Here is a 19208-nt window from a genome sequence, read left to right as displayed (position 1 = left end):
GTGGCCGGGCCACGGGGAAGATCTGTTCACTCTCGGGGGAGGGTTGACGGAGATTCGGGCGACTTGCCCACGTTGGGTTACGGAGAGTGGTAGTTGATGGTGAACGACCAGATCTGGGCGACCGACATCGTGGACACCAGGGTCTTCGATCCGGTCACGCCCACTACGGTGACTCGCATGGAACGTAGCCCGCAGCGCTTGGGACGAGCCCTCGTCGTGATCGTCGACGACCGGGTGGCACAGGGGGAGCACGGGGACTCCATCGGCCCGTTGGTCACCGAACTCCTGGAGGAGGCCGGTTTCATCGTGGACGGCACGGTGGCCGTGGCCGGTGAGGTCGTGGACATCCGCAACGCGCTGAACACGGCGGTGATCGGTGGGGTGGACGTCGTCGTGACGGTGGGAGGGACCGGGGTGTCCCCCCGTGACGTCACCCCGGACGCCACCCTCGGGGTCCTCGACCGGCCGATCCCGGGCATCGCGGAGGCCCTGCGCGCCTCCGGGCTGGCCGCCGGCGCGGTGGACGCCGGCATCTCCCGGGGCCTGGTCGGTGTCTCGGGGAGCACGCTGGTGGTGAACCTGGCCGGTTCGCGGGCCGCCGTGCGGGACGGGATGGCCACGTTGACGCCACTGGTCACCCACGTGATCGAGGAGCTGTCCAGCCTCGACACCCCATGATCACGACGGGGACGTCCCAGCCCTGACGCGGTTCGACGGGAACGAGGACGAGGGACCGAGGGGACCGGAACGAGGAGGGAGGGGCCGGCCGCTGACGGGGCCGGCCCCTCCCCGCTTCCCGCGCCCGTCCGCACCTGACCGGGCGGTGGGCGCGGTGTCGAATCGGTCAGACGTCGGGACCTTCCCGCTCCCGGCCTCGCGCGCCGATCAGCGGTGGAACGATCACCGTCCCCGCCCGGCCGGGCACGGGTCACCATCACCGCGGAGGCCCGTTGCGGGCCCGCGCGCGTCGTGGCGCTGAGGTCGGGTCAGGCTCGCCCGTCCTTGTTCTGGCCCTCGTCGCCCGCGTTGGGGTCGAGCGCGTTCTCGACCTTGTTGCTCACGTTCTCGATGTGCTCCGTGTACTTCCCCCCGGTCATCTCGTCGACCTTGGACGCGGCGGCGTCCACTCCCTGGGCGGCCTTCTCCCTGGCCTGCTGAGCCAGTTCCTTGGCCTTGTCCAGGAAACCGTTCATCGATGACTCCCTCTCACACTCAGATGACGGGACGCGCGCGGCGGCGCGGCCCACCCACTCATCATCCCGCAACCGAGCGCTGATCCGCGTGAGCCGCTCGAGCGGGTGAGGGCGCCCGGACGGGAACGCCGGACGCGGTGCGAGGGCCGCCCGGCGCGGCAACCGGGGGATGGCCGAGCGTGCCGCCGGTCGGCGGCTACGGAGCGGACCGCCGTGGGCATGTGCTCCCGGGGTCGTTTCCCCACCGGGGCGGCCCCGACGGATACTGCGTGCATGGCAGAGCGGGACAGGCCCGAACGTGGTCGGCGGCGGGTGACCAGGCCGGCGGACGTCGTCGGAGAACTCCTCCCCGACACGACGTCCGACGAACGGGACGACCAGGAGCGCTACTGGCAGGAGCGGTCGGCGGAGGACTGGTACCGGGAGAACCGGCCACCCCACCACGACGGCGGGTGACACGCGACCCCCGCACCGGCGGGGACACCCGCCGTGCCGCTCCGAGCCGGCGTGCCGTCCACGGACTCCCGCCGTGCGCACCGGCCCCGGTCGCGTCGGTGTCAGCCCCGGTCCCGTTCGAGGACCGCGCCCTCCTCGGCGGTGCGCCGCTGCTCGCGCAGCAGGTCCCGGATCTCGGTCAGCAGTTCCAGCTCGGTCGGGGTCGCCGCGGCCGGCTCCTCGCCGCGTTGCCGGCGTTCCTGGAGCTTGTTCATCGGCAGCACGAAGATGAAGTAGACGACGGCCGCGACCATGAGGAAGTTGATGCCGGCCGTGATCACCCCGCCGAAGTCGACGGTGATGGGCGTGCCGTCCGGCGAGGTGCCGATCCTGATCCCGAGATTCCCCACGTCCGCCGGGCCGACCGCGTCGAGGATCGGCTGGATCAGGTTCTCGGTGACGGCCGTCACGATCGCCGTGAAGGCGGAGCCGATGACCACGGCGACCGCGAGTTCCACGACGTTGCCGCGCATCAGGAAGTCCTTGAAGCCCTTGAGCACGGGCCCTCCTTCGTTCTGGTGGTGTCGTCGTGTCCGGTGGCTCACGACGGGAGGCCGATCCCGCGCCCAACTGGCGCGCGGCGGGAACATCGCCCGCGCACCGAACGGGGTCAACCCTTGACCACGCAGGGGAGCGGATGATCAGCGCAGCGTGATCGTAATCTGCGTCCTGAGCGTCGCCGCCGCGACCTGGTGGCCGAGCGTCTCGGGAAGGGCCACCACGACGAACGAGCCCTGGGTGGCCGCGCCGTCGGCGTCGACGACCGAGACGACCGTGACATCCGTGGCCAGGACATGTCCAGCCCCACCCGGATCCAGTGAGACCAGATCCACCCGGGCTCCGGGGCGGACGAGGTCCACCACCGCCGGGTCGTGCGGGCGGACGGGTACCGCGATGTGGCCGGGACGCCCGGCCACCGTGAACCGCGCCTCGGTGAGGACCTCTCCCGCCTGGACGGGGACGAGGGGAAACCGGCCGGCCGCCTGGTCCGGCGCGGTCAACGCGGCGGCCGGGACCGCCTCGGGCGGCAACTGGGCGCCGCGCACGGCGCTCACGTCGACGGGCGTGCCAGGAGCGAGGTCCGTCGCCGCCACGAGCGTGGTCACGGTGTCGGCTCGCCCCTCGCGATGCGGCACGTCGTGCCCGGGGAGGAGCACGAGGCCCACCACGGCCAGCGCGGCGGCCACGGCGAGCCGGAGCAGGGTGACGGCGCGTGGCGGGCCGGACCACGGCGGGAGCGCGGCCCGGCAGCGTCGCCAGACCGAGGAGGAGAGAGAGCTGGCCCCACGTCCCGTCCCGCCGCGCATGTCACTGTTCCTCTCGCTCGTACCCGCTGGTCGCGGCCGAGATTACGAGGAAGGCGTCGATGGGGGCGGAGACAGCGGAGCCAGCTGTGGACAACCTGCGGGGTGGGGACAACCGCCGGTGAGCGTCCCCGAGCCCGGTGCCCGTCAGGACGTGCTGGCGGCCTTGCTGGACCCGCTCGACGCCGTGCTCTTGCCGGAGTCCGACGAGGACGAGTTCGAGGAGGACGAGGAGTTCGAGGAGGAACCGGAGTCGCCCGACTTCGTCGCACCCTCACTCGACGAGGAGGAACTCTTCGCGGCGGTCCCGCCGCCGGAGCTCCTGCTGTCGGTGCGGTAGAAACCGCTCCCCTTGAACACGACCCCCACCGAGGAGAAGAGCTTGCGCAGCTTGCCCTGGCACTCCGGGCACGCCGTCAGTGCTTGGTCGGTGAAGCTCTGCACCTGCTCGAACCGGTGGTCACACGCGGTGCAGGCGTACTGGTAGGTGGGCACGGTTCGTATCCTCCGTGAGCATCAATTTGGCACTCGCCTGGGGACAGTGCCAATACAGATAATGCGCCAAGGTCGTGCCTCCGCGCAAACACCCCCCGGCCCTCGGCTGGTCACCGGGGGAGGTGGAGCAACCCGCGTCCGGGAGTGATGACGCTGGTCAGCAGGGCGTCGTGCGGGCCGTGGGGCAGCTGGTCCACGAGTTCGGCGTCCCGGACCACGGCCGCCGTCAACGCCGACGGAGCGGCCAACGGGAGTGAGCGGTCGTAACAACCGCCGCCGCGCCCCAGCCGCACCCCGGCCCGGTCCACGGCCAGTGCCGGCACCAGGATCGCCGTGGCCTCGGACAGCGCCTCCGGGGCCAGGAGCGGCCCCGAGGGTTCCAGCACGCCGAGGTTGCCCGGGCGCAGCATCGCCTCCCCACCGTACTCGGCCCACCGCATCGGACCGTCCGGTTCGACCACCACCGGCAGCAGCACCCGGCAGCCGCCCTCGCGCAGGGCGTCCACCAGGTGGAGCGACCCCGGCTCGGTGCCGAAGGGCACGTGGGCCGCGACCGTGGTCCCCGCCCTGTCGCGGGCCACCTCACTGATGACGGCCGTGATCCTCTCCGCCTCCGCCCGTCGTTGCTCCGGCGGGACCGCCCGCCGGGCGGCCAGTAGCCGTCGTCGCCAGGTCCGCTTGGCCGAACTGGTTCCTTCAGGTGGCACATCATCCGCCCGGGTCACAGTGCGTCACGTTACGTGCGCAGTCGAGGCGCGCCTCGGATGGCTAGGCTCTCCGGGTATGAGCCCGACGAGCGCGTTCCAGACTGCCATCGTCCCTGCCGCCGGACTGGGTACCCGTTTCCTGCCGACGACCAAGTCCGTGCCGAAAGAGCTGTTGCCGGTGGTGGACACCCCCGCCATCGAACTCGTCGCGGGCGAGGCCGCGGAGGCGGGCGCGGAACGACTCGTGATCGTGACCTCGCCCGAGAAGTCGTCGGTGGCGCGCCACTTCGAGCCACGCCCCGAGCTGGAGCGGACGCTGGAGGAACGGGGCAAGACCGCCCTGGTGGAGAAGGTGCGCCGGGCGCCCCAGCTGATCAGGGCGGAGGTCGCCATCCAGGAGCAGGCCCTCGGGCTCGGGCACGCCGTCGCCTGCGCCAGGCCCAACCTGAACGACTCGGACGAGGCCGTGGCGGTGCTGCTGCCCGACGACCTCGTCCTGCCGACCGGGGTCCTGTCCCGGATGGCCGAGGTGCGCGAGCGCTTCGGCGGGAGCGTGCTCTGCGCCTTCGACATCCCCCGGGAGCAGATCTCCGCCTACGGGGTGTTCGAGGTCGAGGACACCGGTGTGGAGGACGTGCTGCGGGTGCACGGGATGGTCGAGAAGCCCGCCCCCGAGGACGCGCCGTCGACCTACGCGGCAGCCGGGCGCTACCTGCTCGACCGGGCCATCTTCGACGCGCTCGACCGCATCACCCCCGGTGCCGGTGGCGAGCTGCAGCTGACCGACGCGGTAGCGTTGTTGATCTCGGAGGGCCATCCGGTCCATGTCGTCGTGCACCGTGGCGGACGCCATGACCTGGGAAATCCTGGCGGGTTCCTGCGTGCCGCGGTGGACTTCGCGCTCTCCAACCCGGAGTATGGCCCCGAGCTGCGGGAATGGCTCCGTCACGTGGTGGCCGATCCCGCGGGCACGATCGAAGGGGGAACGCGGTCCAACTGACCGCGTCACGTTTGAACGACGGTGGCGGTGAGTTCGTGGCGATGAGGTCGGTAGACGAGCAGCTTGCGAAGGTACTCGCCGCCGCGGTCCGACCCTCCCCGGTGCGGGTGGCGATCTCCGAGGCCCAGGGGCTGCTCTGCGCGGAGGACGTCGTGGCCGAGCGGGCGTTGCCCGGCTTCGACCAGGCGGCGGTGGACGGCTACGCGGTGCGCAGCGTCGACGTGCAGGCCGCCGCGGAGGAGTCCCTGTTGATGCCGGTGATCGGCGAGATCGACGCCGGGTCGCGGCAGCCGCGCCGCCTGCAACCGGGGCAGACGGTCCGCGTCGGCACCGGAGCTCCCCTGCCCACCCTGGCCGACGCGGTGGTGCCCGTGGGCTACACCGACGAGAACCCGGCGAAGGTGACCGTGCGGCAACCGGTGCCCTCGGGTGCCTTCGTCCGCCGGGCCGGGGAGGACGTCCAGGCCGGTGACGTCGCGGTCCGTCGCGGGGCGGTCATCGGGGCCGCCCAGGTGGGCCTGCTGGCGGCGGTCGGACGCGGCAAGGTGCTGGTGCACCCCCGTCCCCGGGTGTCGATCATCTCCGTCGGTGAGGAACTGGTCGACATCGACCGGAACCCCGGCGGCGGCCAGGTCTACGACGTCAACTCCTACGCCCTCGCCGCCGCGGCCAGGGACGCCGGTGCCGAGGTGACGAGGGTGGGCATCGTCAGCACCGACCCCAGACGGTTGCACGAGGTCGTCGAGGGACGGCTGCTGCTCTCCGAGCTGGTCGTCATCGCCGGGGGCGTCGGCGGGAACACCGGGCACCAGGTGCGGGCCGCCCTCGCCGACCTCGGGGAGATCGACGAGTCCAGGGTCACCATGCACCCCGGCTCCACCCAGGGGTTCGGGCGGCTCGGTCCCGACAAGGTCCCGACCTTCCTCCTGCCGGGGAACCCGGTCAGCGCGCTCGTCGTCTTCGAGATCTTCGTCCGCCCGTTGATCCGGACGGCCCTGGGCAAGAACAACCCGCACCGCCGGGTGGTGACGGCCCGGCTGCTCGCGCCGATCGCCTCCACCAAGGGCCGGCGCGGCTTCCTCCGAGGGCAGCTGCTCCGGGACGGCACCAGCCAGGAGTACCTGGTGCAACCCCTGGGGGCCGGTGGATCACACCTGTTGGCCTCGCTGGCCGAGGCCAACTGCCTCATCCTCGTCGACGAGGACGTGACCGAACTGGGCGTGGACCAGGACGTGCACGTCAGCTTCCTGGCCCAGCGCGGCTGAGGGAGGACCCGGTGGTGACTGGCGTGGTGGCACGGAGGCCAGGAGGGCTCCGCTGAGCGCGACCCAGTTCAGCAGGCACCCGGGCTGGCCGGAGAGGCTCGGCCCGGTGATCGTGCCCGCCGGGGCGGTGGAACTGCGCCCGCCCCGGCTCCGGGACGGCGGGGCGTGGAGCTCGATCCGGCTTCGTGACCGAGGCCACCTGGAACGGTGGGAACCCAGTTCCCCCGAACGCTGGGAGGAGCGCAACGGGGTCCTCGCCTGGCCCAGCCAGTACGGGGCGCTGCGGCGGATGGGGCGGCAGGGCACCGCGCTGCCCTTCGTGATCGCGGTGAACGGCGAGTTCGTCGGCCAGTTGACCATCGGCAACGTGATCCGAGGGGCGCTGTGCTCGGCGTGGGTGGGCTACTGGGTGGCGAGCACCCGGGTGGGTGGTGGAGTGGCGAGTGCCGCGGTGGCCCTGGCCGTCGACCACGCCTTCCACGCCGCCGGGCTGCACCGGCTGGAGGCGACCGTTCGCCCGGACAACGGGCCCAGCCTCCGGGTGCTGGAGAAGGTCGGCTTCCGCAGGGAGGGCCTGTACCGCCGGTACCTCAACGTCGAGGGCGGTTGGCACGACCACCTGTGCCTGGCGGTGACGGTCGAGGACCTGCCCCGGGGCGCGGTGCACGCGCTGGTCACCCAGGGACGCGCCAGGCTGGCGTGATCTTGGCTACGTTCCGGGTGCGCCGCCCGCAGACCCGAAAGACGTTCACCGTTGACGGAGACGCCACCCATCGATGATCATTACGTGGCTGAGTGGTCGCGCTCGGTAGTCGTCGAACGCGACGCGGCAGAAGTCCGGGATGCGAGCGGCGCGGTGCGAGGGGTTCGGTGACCAGCCACAACAGAGTCAGGCCCCGCCGGGAGGCGGCAGGAACCCACTCGATGGGTCACTGAGCGACAAGGCGCACCGACGATTGCTGTCGATCCTGGTGGATGATCTCCAGGGCGATCAACCCCACACTTGCGGAACGTGGAGATTCCGGCGCGCCTCCGACGTAGGTGTGACTGGTGTGGCTAGCGTGACGAACGCAGGAGCGTGCTGTTCGTGGCTAGGGGGAGGTGGCGAGGCACGTTGAGTTCTCTGATATTCGTTGGGCTGGCGGTTGCGTGGCTCGTCGTGCTCGTGCCCATGATCGCGCGACGTCGTCGGGAGGTCTCGCGTACCGCTGATTCGGAGCTGGCGGCCAGGGTGGTGCGGCGAGGCCGGAGCGCCGATGCCGTGCCCGCCGCCAGGAATGAGTTCGAGGAGGAACTCAGCGTGCCGGAGAAGGAGCGGGACGAGGACACCGATCTCGACGACGAGGGCGGCGGGGAGCCCGGGAACGACGAGGATCAGTGGCGGTCGCTCAACGGCGACGACGTCCGCGCCGGCCGGCGGTACCGACCGGGGCGGGGGGGTTTCGACCCGGAGGCGGCGGCCAGGGTCGCCAAGGCGAAGTACGCGTTCCGCCAGCGAGTGGTGCTGGCGCTGATCACCCTGGCGGTCGTGCTCGCCCTGGTGGCCGGTTTCGCGGCGATGCCCATGCTCTGGTGGGCGCACGGCGCGGTCGACCTCGGGCTGCTCGGCTACCTCGTCTACCTGCGCAGGCAGGTGCGGATCGAGGAGGCCGTGCGCCAGCGGCGGGCGGCCCGCATCGCCGAGGCCGAGCGGCGTGCCGCCGAGGGCCACAGCCACGTGCGGCCGGTCGGCGGCGTGAGCCAGGGCGCGGGCGGACAGCGGACGGGTGGCTCCGTCGCCGGCTACGTCCCCGGCGCCACGCAGCGTCCCAACCACCACGGCGCCTTCGCCGTCGAGTTGGACGACGACGACCCCGCCTTCGACGAGTTAGACGTACCGCACCACCCCTACTACCGCCGAGCGGTCGGGGAGTGAGCGCGGCGCCCGGCTGGGTGGGGGTGGGTGCACCCCCCTCGTCCGGGCGCTGCTATGCTTTCGACGCACAACGGAACATGGGGCTGTAGCGCAGTTGGTAGCGCGTCTCGTTCGCATCGAGAAGGTCAGGGGTTCGATTCCCCTCAGCTCCACCATAGAGGGCCTACTGGCGCCTCGACTCCGCTTATCGAAGCAGGCCCGTCTCCGCTGGAGGCGGGCTTAGTGGTGTTCTGGGTGTCGGGCTGGACGGCGTGGTGGTGAGCACCGCGGGCGCCGTGCGTTCGTGCTCTGCGATGCGAGGTCCTCGTCGATCAGACGATCGTGGCGGCCCGTGCTTCCGTCGCCCGAGCAGGTCGCGCAGCCGGGTGGGTAGCGACGACGCGGCATGTGGGGCCGGCTCAGGGATCGCCCTCTGCTCAGCTGGATGTTGGGCGAGGGCGGCGGCCGTACCGCTCCCTGTGCGCGTGGACGAGGGTTCGCACGAGGCTCGGTTTGGGGGCGCGGCGAATGTTCCCCTTGGTGAAACGCGCCCTCGTCGGCAGGGTGTCCTGATTCCCGGTCGTCTTTCAGGAATGAGCGCGCGAAGAATCATTCCTCCCCTTCGGGAATCTCCCGATGGATGGTGGTGATCGTGACAGTGTCGCGTCCTATCTGGAGACGATTCGCCCTCGGTCGATGCTCGTGCTGGCTGACCAGGTCGGTGTGCTGGTCAGGCTGCCGCGTCGTCGTCACCGGTGCGCGGGCGAATATGAGCCGGGTATCCGGTGTGGGAACACCAAGGCGTTTCGGCGTGGCTGCTGAGATGATGTTCGCGCTGGGGCGGTGACGACGTCGGTGGGTCAGGGCATGTCGGTCCCGGGTCCACCGCCGAATGTCGGTATGCGAGCCGCGCATGGCAGCAGTGCGAAGGTATCGCTTGTCGTCATTCCTGTTCTCCCGCAGGGTTGTGGTGACCACCAGGTAGGGGATACGGGCACCGTGAACGAAGCGAAGAGCGGGTCGGGAGTGGGGCCGCTGATCTCGTTGACCGGAGTGGTGGTCAGGAAGGTCGGGCGAGTCCGTCGCGGCGTGGACGCGGTGCGATCGCGCGCCGGATTCCACTCGACACCACAAAGCGGAGTAGAGAACAGGGAACCAGCATGACCACGTGGTTGATCACGGGGGCTTCTCGCGGTCTCGGTCGCGAGCTCGCCGAACAGGTCCTGGAGCGCGGAGACAGGGTCGCCGCGACGCTTCGGGAGCCCGAGCGGCTCGACGGCCTCGTCGAGGAACATGGTGATCGGCTGTGGCGGAGGCAGATGGACGTCACTGACACCGCACGGATCGAGAAGGTACTCGGGGAGGCGTTCGCCGACCACGAGCGTATCGACGTCATCGTGTCCAACGCTGGTTACGGCGTCTTCGGTGCTGGCGAGGATCTCACCGACGCACAGGTCGAGCGCGTGATCGCCACCAATCTCACCGGCTCGATCCAAGTCGCGCGCCGAGGCGTCCCGTTGCTGCGTGACCAGGGTGGCGGGGTGCTCGTCCAGCTTTCGAGTATGGGCGGGCACATCACCTTTCCAGGATTCGCGATCTACCATGCCAGCAAGTGGGGAGTCGAAGGCTACTTCGAGGCACTCGCCCAGGAGATCGAGCCGTTCGGGATCAGGACCGTCCTCGTCGAGCCGGGCATGGTCCGGACGGGTTTCTACGACGCGGCCGAACGGGTCCCGGTCAGTGAGCCCTATCGCGGCGGGCCCGCGGACTTTCCCACACCGAAGGTCGACGGCATGGTCGGCAGCCAGTCGGGCGTCGCACACGCGATCATCGAGGCCGTGACGTCCGGTAACCCGCCCCTGCGGCTGCTGCTGAACTCGGATGCCTACGACGCCGTCACCTCCACCGTGCGGCGACGACTCGCTTCGTTGGAGAGCCAGCGGGACTCCTCCCGTGCGGCGGACGAGGAACGCACCCGGTGATGAGCGGAATCCGCCGCCACTGGAGCGGATACTTGCTGACATGTCCGAGGTGACGCTCGTTGGCTTGCGCGTGGTGGTGGAAGTCGCTCGACGAGGATCCTTCACCTCGGCCGCCGAGGCGTTGGGTTACACGCAGTCCGCCGTGTCACGGCAGGTCAGCGCGGCGGAACGCGCGGTGGGAAGCCCTTTGTTCGAGCGGCGGGCGCGCGGTGTCCAACCCACCGCGGCCGGTGAGATCCTCCTACGGCACGCCAGGAAGGTCCTCGCGCACCTGGAGGCGGCCGAACTGGAGGTGGCCGGCCTGCGGGACCGGATCGCGGGCCGGCTGGTCGTGGGGGCCTATCCGACGGCCGCCGCCGCGCTCCTGCCCCAGGCCATCGCACGCTTACGCGCGGCTCACCCGGCGTTGACGGTGCGGCTCTGGGAATCCGGCAGCCCCACTCAGATGCGCAGGCTACGGGCGAGGCGCATCGAGGTCGCGGTGGTGGCCGTCGGGGACGGGCTGCCCGACTACGACTTCACCGGCCTGCGCACCGAGGCGGTCCGCACCGGCAGCGGACTCGGCGTCGCGGTCAGCATCGATCACCCGTTCGCCGAGCGGGACGAGGTGGACACCCACGACCTCGCTGACCAGGTGTGGATCGTCGGTACGAGCAAGGAGGACGAACCGCAGTTCGGCGCGTGGCCGACGCTTGCCCATCCCACCATCGGCTACGGGACGCCAAGCTGGCAGACACGCCTGGGTCTCGTCGCCGCCGGTCTCGGCGTATCCGTCCTGCCCGGCCTGGCGGCTGGCACCGTGCCCCGGGGAGTGACGTGGGTGCGTGTTCGCGATACCGCGTTCGTGCGACGGCGCGAAACCCTGCTGGTCACGGACGGAGACCGTTCCGCCGCCGCCAGCGCCTTCATCCGCGCGGTTCGCGACGGGCTCCCCACCCCGGCCGAGGCGACCGAGCCACCCTCGTGATCCGACGAGCAGGATCGGCACCCGGGCACACGCCACGCAGGTCGGGCGGTCTTCCCGCGCTCCGACCTCGCACCGTCGGAGCAACGCGCTTCCTCGGTCCGGGTGGTGGTGAAACCAGGCGGTGGCGGGCACGTCTCGACCTGGTCGGGGGTGCATGTGTCTCTGACGTTCCCGCCGGGCCCACCGCGACCTGATGCGCCGCCGCCGGGACGCCCGGCTCACCCAGTGGGGCGCGTTCCTCGGAGGAAGCGGTCGACGGCGGCTTCCACGAGGTCGTCGAGCAGTTCCGGTTCGACGATGTCGCCGTTGGCGAAGGTCGCGAGTCCCTGGAGGGTGGCGAGTAGGACGATGCCGATGCGTTCGGGGTCCCCCGCCTCCAGCGCGCCCTGGTCCTGCCCCTGGACGATCAGGCTGTTGAGCAGTGTGAACGGTGCGGCCGCCGCGTCGACGACCCGTCGCGCGCCCGGTCGGTGCTTGCTGGTGTACATGAGTTCGAGCAGTGCGGCGTTCTCGGTGGCGAAGCGCGTGTAGGCCGTCGCCGCGGCGCGCAGACGTGCCGGGAAGCCGTCGCCGGCTGCCGCGAGGGCGGTGCGAAGGACGGCGTCGAGGCGGGCGAACCCCGCTTCGGCGAGCGCGTCCAGCAGCGCCTGGCGGTCGGGGAAGTGCCGGCGGGGTGCGGCGTGGCTGACGCCGACCTCCCTGGCCAGGTCACGGAGGGACAGCTGGTCGGAGCCGTGCTCGGCCAGGGAGCGCTCGGCCGCGTCGAGCAGGGCGGCGCGGAGGTTCCCGTGGTGGTAGGGGCGTTCGGGGGTCGTGGCTGGCACGCCCCGAGGGTAGCGAACCGTGTTTCCGTTGACGACATTGTTTCCAGTGGCTACTTTGTAGCTCATGACAACATTCAGTGCGTCGGACGTTCCTCCCATGGCCGGCCGGACCGTGGTCGTCACGGGGGCGAACAGCGGGATCGGCCGGGCGGCGGCCCAGGTGTTCGCCGCCAGCGGCGCCCGGGTCGTGCTCGCCGTCCGCGACGAGGGCAGGGGCCGGGAGGCCGCCGCCGCGATGAGCGGCACCGTCGAGGTCCGCCGGCTCGACCTCGCCGATCTCGCCTCGGTCCGCGCGTTCGCGGACGGGGTCACCGAGCCCGTCGACATCCTCGTCAACAACGCCGGCATCATGATGCCGCCAATGACCCGCACGGCCGACGGCTTCGAGTCCCAGATCGGGGTCAACCACCTCGGGCACTTCGCCCTCACGAACCTGCTGTTGCCGCTCGTCAGAGGACGCGTCGTCACGATCTCCTCCAACGCGCACCGGGTGGGGTCGATCGACTTCGGCGACCTGAACTGGGAGCGGAGGCCCTACCGGGCGATGGCCGCGTACGCGCGGTCGAAACTCGCCAACCTGCTGTTCACCTCGGAGCTCCAGCGGCGACTCACCGAGGTCGGATCGCCGGTGCTCGCCACCGCCGCGCACCCCGGTCTCGCCGCGACCAGCCTGCTCCGGAACAACGGCCAGCGGCGGGTCCTCGACCGAGCGCTGCGCGCGGTGACGGACCTGGTCACGCAGAGCGTCGAGGACGGCGCGCTGCCCACGTTGTACGCGGCCGTGGCGGACGTCCCTGGCGGCGCCTACGCCGGCCCGAGCGGTTTCCTGGAGGGACGCGGTGCTCCCAAGCTGGTCGGTCGTTCGGCGCGGGCGCGGGACACCGAGCTGGCCCGCCGCCTGTGGGCGGTGTCCGAGGAGCTGACCGGGGTCACCTTTCCCCGGCGGCGGCTCGAAGGCGTGCCCCGGACGGAGGCGGAGGCCTGAGCCGGGGTCGAGCGTGGCCTCCCGGCAGGTCTCGGGCTCGCTGGCAGGCCCGTGCTCAGGGCCCGGCGGTGGAGCTGGGATGGAGTTCCCGCCGGGTGCGCGCCGGTCGCGCCTCGCCCCGGCGGGGGAGAGGCCGGTCGCGGGTGCTCCGTTCCCGCCGGGAACGGGGACCGGCGAGCGAGCGCCTCCGATCATCGCCCGCGCTGTCGACGGAACACGGGGACCGGCGGCACCCGGTGCGCGAATGGTGACCCGCACGGGCGCACTCCCGTGGTGGATCGCCCGGGACCAGGCCGACGACTCCGCGCGGGTCCCGGTCCCGTCGCCGGACGTCCCGGCTTCCAAGATGCGGGGGGCGGTCCGGACCACCAGCCGAGGCCGCCCGGCGAGCCAGTAACCCCAGTCAGGAGTCCCCACCTGAGTGGCGAGGAACGAGCCAGGGCGCGCCCTGGCCCTCCGTGGCCTGGTGGCCGCCCGGTCAGGGAGGAGGCGACAGGTAGCCGCGGGAGAAGGCCACGGCCACCGCCGCGGCCCGGTCGTGCACACCGAGCTTCGCGTACACCTGGACGAGGTACGTCTTCACCGTCGACTCGCTGATGAACAGGTGCTTCGCCGCCTCCCGGTTGCTCGAGCCCCGGGCGATCAGCTCCAGCACCTCCAGCTCGCGCGGGGACAACGGTTCGGGGACGGGTTGGCGTACCTCCCGCAGGAGCCGGGTCGCGACGCTGGGCGCCAGCACCGCCTCGCCCCGCGCCGCCGCCTCCACGGCGCGGAACAACTCCTCCCTCGGCGCGTCCTTGAGCAGGTAGCCCGAGGCGCCGGCGTGGATCGCGGGCAGCACGTCGCTGTCCCTGTCGTAGGTGGTGAGCACGAGAACTCGGGAGGGAACCTCCCGCCGGGCGAGTTCGGTGATGGCCGTGACGCCGTCCGTCCTCGGCATCCGCAGGTCCATGAGGATGACGTCGGGGCGCAGCCGTTCGCCCAGGACGATCGCCTCCGCTCCGTCGCCGGCCTCCCCGAGGACCTCGAAGCGGGGGTCGGGGGTGAACATGCCGCGCAGGCCGTCCCGCACCACGGGATGATCATCGACGATCAGCAGGGAGATCACCGGGTTCCCCCGGTCGCCGGGATCGCGGGAACGGATGCGGAGATGGCGGTGCCACCCCCGGGCTCCGCCTCGATGTCGAGGCGTCCCGCCAACCTCCGCACCCGCTGCCGCATGCCGGCGAGGCCGAACCCGCCACCTGGGGAACCGTTGGCGCGCGGGGAGGTCACGTCGAATCCCACCCCGTCGTCCCGCACGTCCAACAGCACCCGGTCCGGGAGGTACGACAGGGTCAGTCCGACCCGACTCGCCCCCGCGTGCTTGGCCACGTTCGCCAACGCCTCCTGCGCGGTCCGCACCAGCGCGACCTCGACGTCGGTGTGCATGGGGCGGGCGTCGCCGGTGGTGGTCAGCACCGCGTCGACGTCGTGCGTCTCGCACCACCGGTGCACCACGGCCGCGATCGCCTCCGGTAACCGGGCGTCGGCGAGCAGTTCCGGTTCCATCGCGTGCACCGTCCGGCGGGCCTCGGTGAGGCTCTCGCGGGCCAGGCTCATCGCCTTCGTCAGGTGCCGTCCGGCCGTCGAGGGCTGGTCGAGGGTCTGCTCCGCGGCCTGGAGCTGGGTGACGATACCGGCCAGACCCTGCGCCAGGGTGTCGTGGATCTCCCGGGCCATCCGCTGCCGCTCGTCCAGCACGCCCGCCTCGCGGGCCCGCGCCAGCAGTTGGGCGTGCAGGTCCGCGTTCTCCTCCAGGGCCGCCTCCAGGCGCGCGTTGGCCTCGTGCGATTCGACCAGCGCCCGTGTCCGCTCGCGTCCGCGTCTTTCGGCCGTGTCCAACAGGGAGTAGCAGGACCCGGCCAGGACCACCGAGACCAGGGAGGTGACCGCCCACTCCCACCAGTCGCCGGTCAGGACGTTGTGCGCACCTCCCTGGTACGAGACGGACATGATCATCGACGTGGTGGCGGCGCCGAGGTACCGCCAGTGGCGGTCCAACCGTTCGAACGCGTGGACGTAGCCGATGAAGGCGAAGATGCCGTACCAGGGCGCGAGCACCACCAGGACCGCCGCCAACACGGTCAGCCCCGCGTAGTGCACCCTGGCCGGGGTGGGGTTCTCCCACCAGCGCGGGTTGGCGTCGAAGCAGGCCAGCCAGAGCGCGGTGGCGAGCGTGACACCGAGCACGCCCGGGATCTGGACGGGGGTGTCCCGTTGCGCCAGCGCGGCCGAGGTGCTCACGGCCAGCAGGACGTAGGGGAGGACGGCGAATGCGGTGCCGACCCGGTGGTCCCAGTCCCCGTGCGGCTCGGTCCCGATGCTCACGACTCACTCCCAGCGGAAGTACCGCGCGGCCAGGCCACCGGCCACGAGCGTCCACCCCAGCAGCACCGCCACGTGCGTGGCCTGGGGCCAGTGGCCGGCGGTGGCGTCCTGCAATGATTGCACGGCCGCCCCCAGCGGGGTGAGGTCGCTGATGGTCCGCAGGACGTCGTTCATCGAGTCGCGGGGAATCCACAGGCCGGCGAAGAACATGTTCGGGAACAGCAGCACCGTGCCGATCGCCCCCGCACTCCTGCCGCTCGGCGCCAGCGACGCGACGAGCAGCCCGACGGCGAACATCGCGGAGATGGTCAGCAGGTACGCGGCGAGGTGGGCGGCGAGGTGGCGGGGCAGCCCGACGTCGAACACGAGGCGGGCGGTGGCCAGCACGACGAGGACGGTGGCGACGGACAGGGCGGCGGACATCAGCAGTTGCGCGCCGAGCATGGTGAGGGGGCGCACGGGCGTGGTCCGCATCCGTCGGAGGACGCCCTTCTCCCGGTAGGAGGCGAACTGTTGGGGCAGGCCGGTCAACGCGAAGAGGGCGACGCCCAGCGCGACGATGATGGGCACGTACAGGTCGATGACCCGCAGCCCTCCGAGGTCCGGGATGGGTTCGCGGAACGAGGGGACCGCGCCGAGGATGACCAGCAGGGCCGGGGGAACCGCGAGGGCGAACAACACGCTCATCGGTTCCCGGAAGAACAGCCGGGTCTCGGTGGCGGTGAGCCGGTACAGGGCGGACAAGGGATCTCCTCAGGAGCTGGTGGGGCGGCCGGTGAGCGCGACGTAGGCGTCGTCGAGCGAGGTCTGCTCCACTCGGAGGTCCTCCGCGACGATCCGCTGTCGGGCGAGCGTGCTGGTCAGGGCGAGCAGCAGGTTTCCCGTTCCGGTCACGACGAGCTGGCCGCCGGCCCGCTCCACGGCCGTGACGCCGGGGATGGCGGCGAGGACGGCCCGGTCCACCGGCGCGGACGGCCGGAACCGGACCCGTTTGCGGTCGTCCACCCTGGCGACGAGTCCGGCCGGGGTGTCGATCGCGACGACCCGGCCACCGTCGATGATGGCCAGCCGGTCGCAGAGCCGTTCGGCCTCCTCCATGAAGTGGGTGACCATCAGGATGGTCACGCCCTGGTCGCGGATGGTCTCGACGAGGTCCCAGGTGTCGCGGCGGGCCACGGGGTCCAGGCCGGTGGTGAGCTCGTCGAGGACCGCGACCCTGGGGTTGCCGACCAGCGCCAGCGCGACGGACAGCCGCTGCTTCTGCCCGCCGGACAACCGCCGGAACTGGGTGTCGATCTTGTCCGTGAGGTTCAGGGTGTCGATCAACGTCCGCCAGTCGGCGGGATGGCGGTAGAAGGAGGCGTACAGCTCCATCGCCTCGCCGACCCTGAGCTTGTCGGGCAGTTCACTGGTCTGGAGCTGCGCGCCCAGCAGGTGCGGCAGTTCGCCGGTGCCCCCGTGCGGATCGATGCCGTGGACGCGCACGGACCCGCCGTCCGGGGTGCGCAGGCCCTCGACGCACTCGACGGTCGTGGTCTTGCCGGCGCCGTTGGGGCCGAGGATGCCGAAGATCTCGCCCTGGTCGACGGTGAAGCTCACTCCGTTCACCGCCACGTGGTCGCCGTAGCGTTTGACGAGGTTGTCCACCTCGATGATGGTCATGGTCGAAGCCTGACGCGTGCCCTGGTGCGACGGGACCGGTCACGCGGGCAGGGCTCGGTGTCCGTCCGGTGGGGGTGGCCCTCCACCAGTCGGTGGAGGGCGGGTGGTCCGGGGTGGGCGGTGCTCAGCCCGCGGTGGTGGCGGCCTCGGGTGCCGGCGTGTCCTGGTGAGCGGGCACCGAGGGCGGTGCACCCGGGCGACGAAGCCGACCGGGACGACCACAGGGCGCACAGTGCCGGACCGCCCCAGCCTCGGGAGCCGTCCTTCGCCAGCCCCAGCGTGACCCAGCCGGTGACGACGCCAGCCCGTCCGGATCGCCGGCGGCAGGCGGGCCGGTTCGATCGTCATGCGGTCGCCCCTCCACGCACCGGCTCCGTGCGGCGCGACCGGCGCCGGTTGGCACCCGTCCCCTCGTCCCGAGCGTGCGGCGCATCCGCCGTCGTCCGCTGAGGACGACGCGTGGGACACCAGTCCCGGTGGGACGGGGCGGCGGAGGAGCGTTGTCCCGGCACCTCCGGCCCCGTGCCACCGACCGGTCCGCGTTACACCGTCCTCTCCGGTCTCCTGGCGAGGACCTCCAGGTAGTGCGGGTTCGTCATGATCCCGAGGATGTTGCCGAACGGGTCGACCACCGAGGCGGTGACGAACCCCGCCTCACGCGGGGTCGGTGCCTCGTGGGAGGTGGCGCCCATGGCGAGCAGGGTGTCGTGCACGGCGGGCAGGTCGTCGACCGCCCAGTGGACGACCGCCCCCGCCGGCCGTTCGGTCGCGGCGTGTGGAGCCCAGTGGCGGGCTAGCAGGCCGAATTCGTGCTGGTAGTCGCCGATGCGGAACTCGATGTACGCGGGCGGCCCCTCTTCCGGCCGCACGAAGTAGGGATCGATGCCGAACAGCTTGGCGTACCAGGCCGCGGCGGCGCCGACGTCGTCGGCGAAGAAGGTGGTGGTGGTCAGTCCTCGCAGCATGGGTTCGCCTTCCGTTTCCGATGATCGCGGGGACGACCGTAGGAGGAGAAGTGCTCACCTCCTGGCCACTTTTCCCGGCAGACTCGGCGGATGCGTGCCGACCGCCTCGTCGCGATCCTCATGCTGATGCGGACCAGGGCCCGGGTGACCGCGGCCGAACTCGCCGCCGAACTCGAGGTCTCGGTGTCCACCGCCCGCCGTGACCTGGAGGCGTTGTCCTCGGCGGGTGTTCCCGTGTACCCGCAGCCGGGCAGACACGGCGGGTGGTCGCTGGTGGGCGGGGCGCGCACCGATCTGAGCGGGCTGACGGCGGGAGAGGCGACCGCGTTGTTCCTCCTCGCCGGGCCGGGGGTTCCGATGACCAGCGAGCTCCGCTCCGCCATGCGGAAGCTGTTGGCCGCGCTGCCCCGGACGTTCCGGGGCGACGCGGAGGCCGCCTCGGGTGCCCTGCTGGTCGATCCCGTGGCGTGGGGCGGGGCCGGACGGGTGCGGCCCCCGCTGCTCGGGACGCTGCGGGACGCGGTGGTGCGCGGGCGACGGGTTCGGCTGACCTACTCGGGCCGGTCGGAGTCGACGAGGCTGGTCGATCCGTGGGGGCTCGTCGACAAGGACGGCACCTGGTACCTGGTTGGCGGGACGGAGCGGGGGCGGCGCTCCTTCCGGGTGGACCGGGTGGTCGACGTGCTCCTCACCGACGAGGCGGCGCACCGGCCGCCGGGGTTCGACCTGTCGGAGGTGTGGGGGGAGGTGGTTCGTGACGTGGAAGGGCGGCGGTCCGGTGTCGTGGCGACGGTGCTCGTCGTGGCGCGGTACCTGTCCGCGTTCCGAGCGCAGTGGGGCCGGCACTGCGAGGTGGCGGGCGAGGGTGGGGACGGCCGGGTGCGGGTGCGGGTCTCGGCGCACCGGGCGGTGTCGGTGGCCGAACAGCTCGCGGGGTGGGGTGCTGTCGTGGAGGTGGTCGAGCCGGCGTCGGTCCGGGACGAGTTGGCCAGGATCGGCGCGGAACTCGTCGGGCGTTACGGACCGGCAGCGGAGCCGCCCGGGGGAGGAGGCCCGGGAGCGTGAACGTCCTTGGGCGGTGCCATGACTGGCCCGTTCGC

21 protein-coding genes and 1 tRNA gene are annotated in these 19208 nt (G+C 71.6%); 12 read left to right on the top strand and 10 right to left on the bottom strand.

Translation table 11 applies throughout. From position 1 onward, the window contains the following. Positions 1 to 177 precede the first annotated feature (177 nt). Positions 178 to 678, top strand: a complete 501-nt coding sequence (locus tag G443_RS13780; RefSeq protein ID WP_103057001.1) for a MogA/MoaB family molybdenum cofactor biosynthesis protein — start codon at positions 178 to 180, stop codon at positions 676 to 678. A gap of 308 nt (positions 679 to 986) precedes the next feature. On the opposite strand, the gene G443_RS13775 is transcribed toward G443_RS13780, so the two are convergent. Continuing rightward, the gene (locus G443_RS13775; RefSeq protein WP_035273279.1) at positions 987 to 1193 is read right to left on the bottom strand and encodes an antitoxin; all 207 of its coding nucleotides are present in this window, start codon (positions 1191 to 1193) and stop codon (positions 987 to 989) included. 273 nt (positions 1194 to 1466) lie between these two features. On the opposite strand from G443_RS13775, the gene G443_RS13770 reads away from it, so the two are divergent. Next, positions 1467 to 1649, top strand: a complete 183-nt coding sequence (locus G443_RS13770) for a hypothetical protein (protein WP_026417459.1) — start codon at positions 1467 to 1469, stop codon at positions 1647 to 1649. Positions 1650 to 1750: 101 nt separating this feature from the next. Here G443_RS13770 and mscL read toward each other — a convergent pair whose 3' ends face one another. Together mscL and G443_RS13760 are read right to left on the bottom strand one after the other, a co-directional pair. Next, positions 1751 to 2188 carry a large-conductance mechanosensitive channel protein MscL gene (gene mscL, locus G443_RS13765; protein WP_026417458.1) on the bottom strand — a complete coding sequence of 146 codons (438 nt, stop codon included), beginning with the start codon at positions 2186 to 2188 and terminating at the stop codon, positions 1751 to 1753. Positions 2189 to 2329: 141 nt separating this feature from the next. After that, positions 2330 to 2995, bottom strand: coding sequence for an SAF domain-containing protein (locus G443_RS13760; protein ID WP_051313352.1), 666 nt, complete (start codon positions 2993 to 2995; stop codon positions 2330 to 2332). 118 nt (positions 2996 to 3113) lie between these two features. Here G443_RS13760 and G443_RS25490 point away from each other — a divergent pair, with 118 nt between their 5' ends. After that, positions 3114 to 3332: a hypothetical protein gene (locus G443_RS25490; protein WP_026417456.1), complete on the top strand. Its 219-nt coding sequence runs from the start codon at positions 3114 to 3116 to the stop codon at positions 3330 to 3332. 265 nt (positions 3333 to 3597) lie between these two features. Here G443_RS25490 and G443_RS13750 read toward each other — a convergent pair whose 3' ends face one another. Next, positions 3598 to 4194 carry a 5-formyltetrahydrofolate cyclo-ligase gene (locus G443_RS13750; protein ID WP_035291306.1) on the bottom strand — a complete coding sequence of 199 codons (597 nt, stop codon included), beginning with the start codon at positions 4192 to 4194 and terminating at the stop codon, positions 3598 to 3600. A 76-nt stretch (positions 4195 to 4270) separates the two neighbouring features. Here G443_RS13750 and G443_RS13745 point away from each other — a divergent pair, with 76 nt between their 5' ends. From G443_RS13745 to G443_RS13715, 7 genes are all read left to right on the top strand, one after another. Beyond that, positions 4271 to 5194, top strand: coding sequence for a UTP--glucose-1-phosphate uridylyltransferase (locus G443_RS13745; protein ID WP_026417454.1), 924 nt, complete (start codon positions 4271 to 4273; stop codon positions 5192 to 5194). A gap of 41 nt (positions 5195 to 5235) precedes the next feature. Then, a complete protein-coding gene (glp, locus tag G443_RS13740) occupies positions 5236 to 6459 on the top strand; it encodes a molybdotransferase-like divisome protein Glp (RefSeq protein WP_026417453.1) in 1224 nt (407 codons plus the stop codon). A gap of 106 nt (positions 6460 to 6565) precedes the next feature. Continuing rightward, positions 6566 to 7162 carry a GNAT family N-acetyltransferase gene (locus G443_RS13735; RefSeq protein ID WP_245588677.1) on the top strand — a complete coding sequence of 199 codons (597 nt, stop codon included), beginning with the start codon at positions 6566 to 6568 and terminating at the stop codon, positions 7160 to 7162. Positions 7163 to 7573: 411 nt separating this feature from the next. Continuing rightward, a complete protein-coding gene (gene sepX, locus G443_RS13730; RefSeq protein WP_030104282.1) occupies positions 7574 to 8374 on the top strand; it encodes a divisome protein SepX/GlpR in 801 nt (266 codons plus the stop codon). 79 nt (positions 8375 to 8453) lie between these two features. Next, a tRNA-Ala gene (locus tag G443_RS13725) sits at positions 8454 to 8529 on the top strand. Positions 8530 to 9513: 984 nt separating this feature from the next. Next, entirely contained in the window at positions 9514 to 10335 is an 822-nt protein-coding gene (locus tag G443_RS13720; protein WP_016696954.1) for an SDR family oxidoreductase, read from the top strand. A gap of 40 nt (positions 10336 to 10375) precedes the next feature. Further along, positions 10376 to 11302, top strand: coding sequence for a LysR family transcriptional regulator (locus G443_RS13715; RefSeq protein ID WP_026417450.1), 927 nt, complete (start codon positions 10376 to 10378; stop codon positions 11300 to 11302). A 218-nt stretch (positions 11303 to 11520) separates the two neighbouring features. Here G443_RS13715 and G443_RS13710 read toward each other — a convergent pair whose 3' ends face one another. Further along, positions 11521 to 12126 (bottom strand): TetR/AcrR family transcriptional regulator, encoded by a 606-nt coding sequence (locus G443_RS13710; RefSeq protein ID WP_016696952.1) that lies wholly within the window; start codon positions 12124 to 12126, stop codon positions 11521 to 11523. Between the two features lie 64 nt (positions 12127 to 12190). Here G443_RS13710 and G443_RS13705 point away from each other — a divergent pair, with 64 nt between their 5' ends. Beyond that, on the top strand, positions 12191 to 13111 hold the full coding sequence (locus G443_RS13705; protein ID WP_026417449.1) for an oxidoreductase: 921 nt from the start codon (positions 12191 to 12193) through the stop codon (positions 13109 to 13111). A gap of 478 nt (positions 13112 to 13589) precedes the next feature. Here the strand turns inward: G443_RS13705 and G443_RS13700 are convergent, their stop codons facing one another. From G443_RS13700 to G443_RS13680, 5 genes are all read right to left on the bottom strand, one after another. Then, positions 13590 to 14219, bottom strand: a complete 630-nt coding sequence (locus G443_RS13700; protein ID WP_016700525.1) for a response regulator — start codon at positions 14217 to 14219, stop codon at positions 13590 to 13592. Then, a complete protein-coding gene (locus G443_RS13695; RefSeq protein WP_026417448.1) occupies positions 14216 to 15481 on the bottom strand; it encodes a sensor histidine kinase in 1266 nt (421 codons plus the stop codon). The genes G443_RS13700 and G443_RS13695 overlap by 4 nt, the downstream gene beginning before the upstream one ends. 3 nt (positions 15482 to 15484) lie before the next feature. Next, a complete protein-coding gene (locus tag G443_RS13690; protein ID WP_026417447.1) occupies positions 15485 to 16225 on the bottom strand; it encodes an ABC transporter permease in 741 nt (246 codons plus the stop codon). A gap of 9 nt (positions 16226 to 16234) precedes the next feature. Beyond that, positions 16235 to 17143 (bottom strand): ABC transporter ATP-binding protein, encoded by a 909-nt coding sequence (locus tag G443_RS13685; RefSeq protein WP_026417446.1) that lies wholly within the window; start codon positions 17141 to 17143, stop codon positions 16235 to 16237. A gap of 542 nt (positions 17144 to 17685) precedes the next feature. After that, positions 17686 to 18108 carry a VOC family protein gene (locus G443_RS13680; RefSeq protein ID WP_026417445.1) on the bottom strand — a complete coding sequence of 141 codons (423 nt, stop codon included), beginning with the start codon at positions 18106 to 18108 and terminating at the stop codon, positions 17686 to 17688. 90 nt (positions 18109 to 18198) lie between these two features. Between G443_RS13680 and G443_RS13675 the strand changes: the two genes are divergently transcribed. Further along, positions 18199 to 19173 (top strand): helix-turn-helix transcriptional regulator, encoded by a 975-nt coding sequence (locus G443_RS13675; RefSeq protein WP_026417444.1) that lies wholly within the window; start codon positions 18199 to 18201, stop codon positions 19171 to 19173. Positions 19174 to 19208: the final 35 nt, after the last annotated feature.

Origin of the sequence: Actinoalloteichus caeruleus DSM 43889 (assembly GCF_000429185.2) — a bacterium.
Classification (GTDB): Bacteria; Actinomycetota; Actinomycetes; order Mycobacteriales; family Pseudonocardiaceae; genus Actinoalloteichus_B; species Actinoalloteichus_B caeruleus.
The sequence above is the reverse complement of the archived record's forward strand: the minus strand, read 5'-3'. Positions and strand labels throughout refer to the sequence as shown.

Coding starts and splice junctions, on each gene's coding strand:
- G443_RS13780 (WP_103057001.1), top strand. CDS start 178: ATGGAACGTAGCCCGCAGCGCTTGGGACGAGCCCTCGTCGTGATCGTC.
- G443_RS13775 (WP_035273279.1), bottom strand. CDS start 1,193: ATGAACGGTTTCCTGGACAAGGCCAAGGAACTGGCTCAGCAGGCCAGG.
- G443_RS13770 (WP_026417459.1), top strand. CDS start 1,467: ATGGCAGAGCGGGACAGGCCCGAACGTGGTCGGCGGCGGGTGACCAGG.
- G443_RS13760 (WP_051313352.1), bottom strand. CDS start 2,995: ATGCGCGGCGGGACGGGACGTGGGGCCAGCTCTCTCTCCTCCTCGGTC.
- G443_RS13745 (WP_026417454.1), top strand. CDS start 4,271: ATGAGCCCGACGAGCGCGTTCCAGACTGCCATCGTCCCTGCCGCCGGA.
- glp (WP_026417453.1), top strand. CDS start 5,236: ATGAGGTCGGTAGACGAGCAGCTTGCGAAGGTACTCGCCGCCGCGGTC.
- G443_RS13720 (WP_016696954.1), top strand. CDS start 9,514: ATGACCACGTGGTTGATCACGGGGGCTTCTCGCGGTCTCGGTCGCGAG.
- G443_RS13715 (WP_026417450.1), top strand. CDS start 10,376: ATGTCCGAGGTGACGCTCGTTGGCTTGCGCGTGGTGGTGGAAGTCGCT.
- G443_RS13705 (WP_026417449.1), top strand. CDS start 12,191: ATGACAACATTCAGTGCGTCGGACGTTCCTCCCATGGCCGGCCGGACC.
- G443_RS13685 (WP_026417446.1), bottom strand. CDS start 17,143: ATGACCATCATCGAGGTGGACAACCTCGTCAAACGCTACGGCGACCAC.
- G443_RS13680 (WP_026417445.1), bottom strand. CDS start 18,108: ATGCTGCGAGGACTGACCACCACCACCTTCTTCGCCGACGACGTCGGC.
- G443_RS13675 (WP_026417444.1), top strand. CDS start 18,199: ATGCGTGCCGACCGCCTCGTCGCGATCCTCATGCTGATGCGGACCAGG.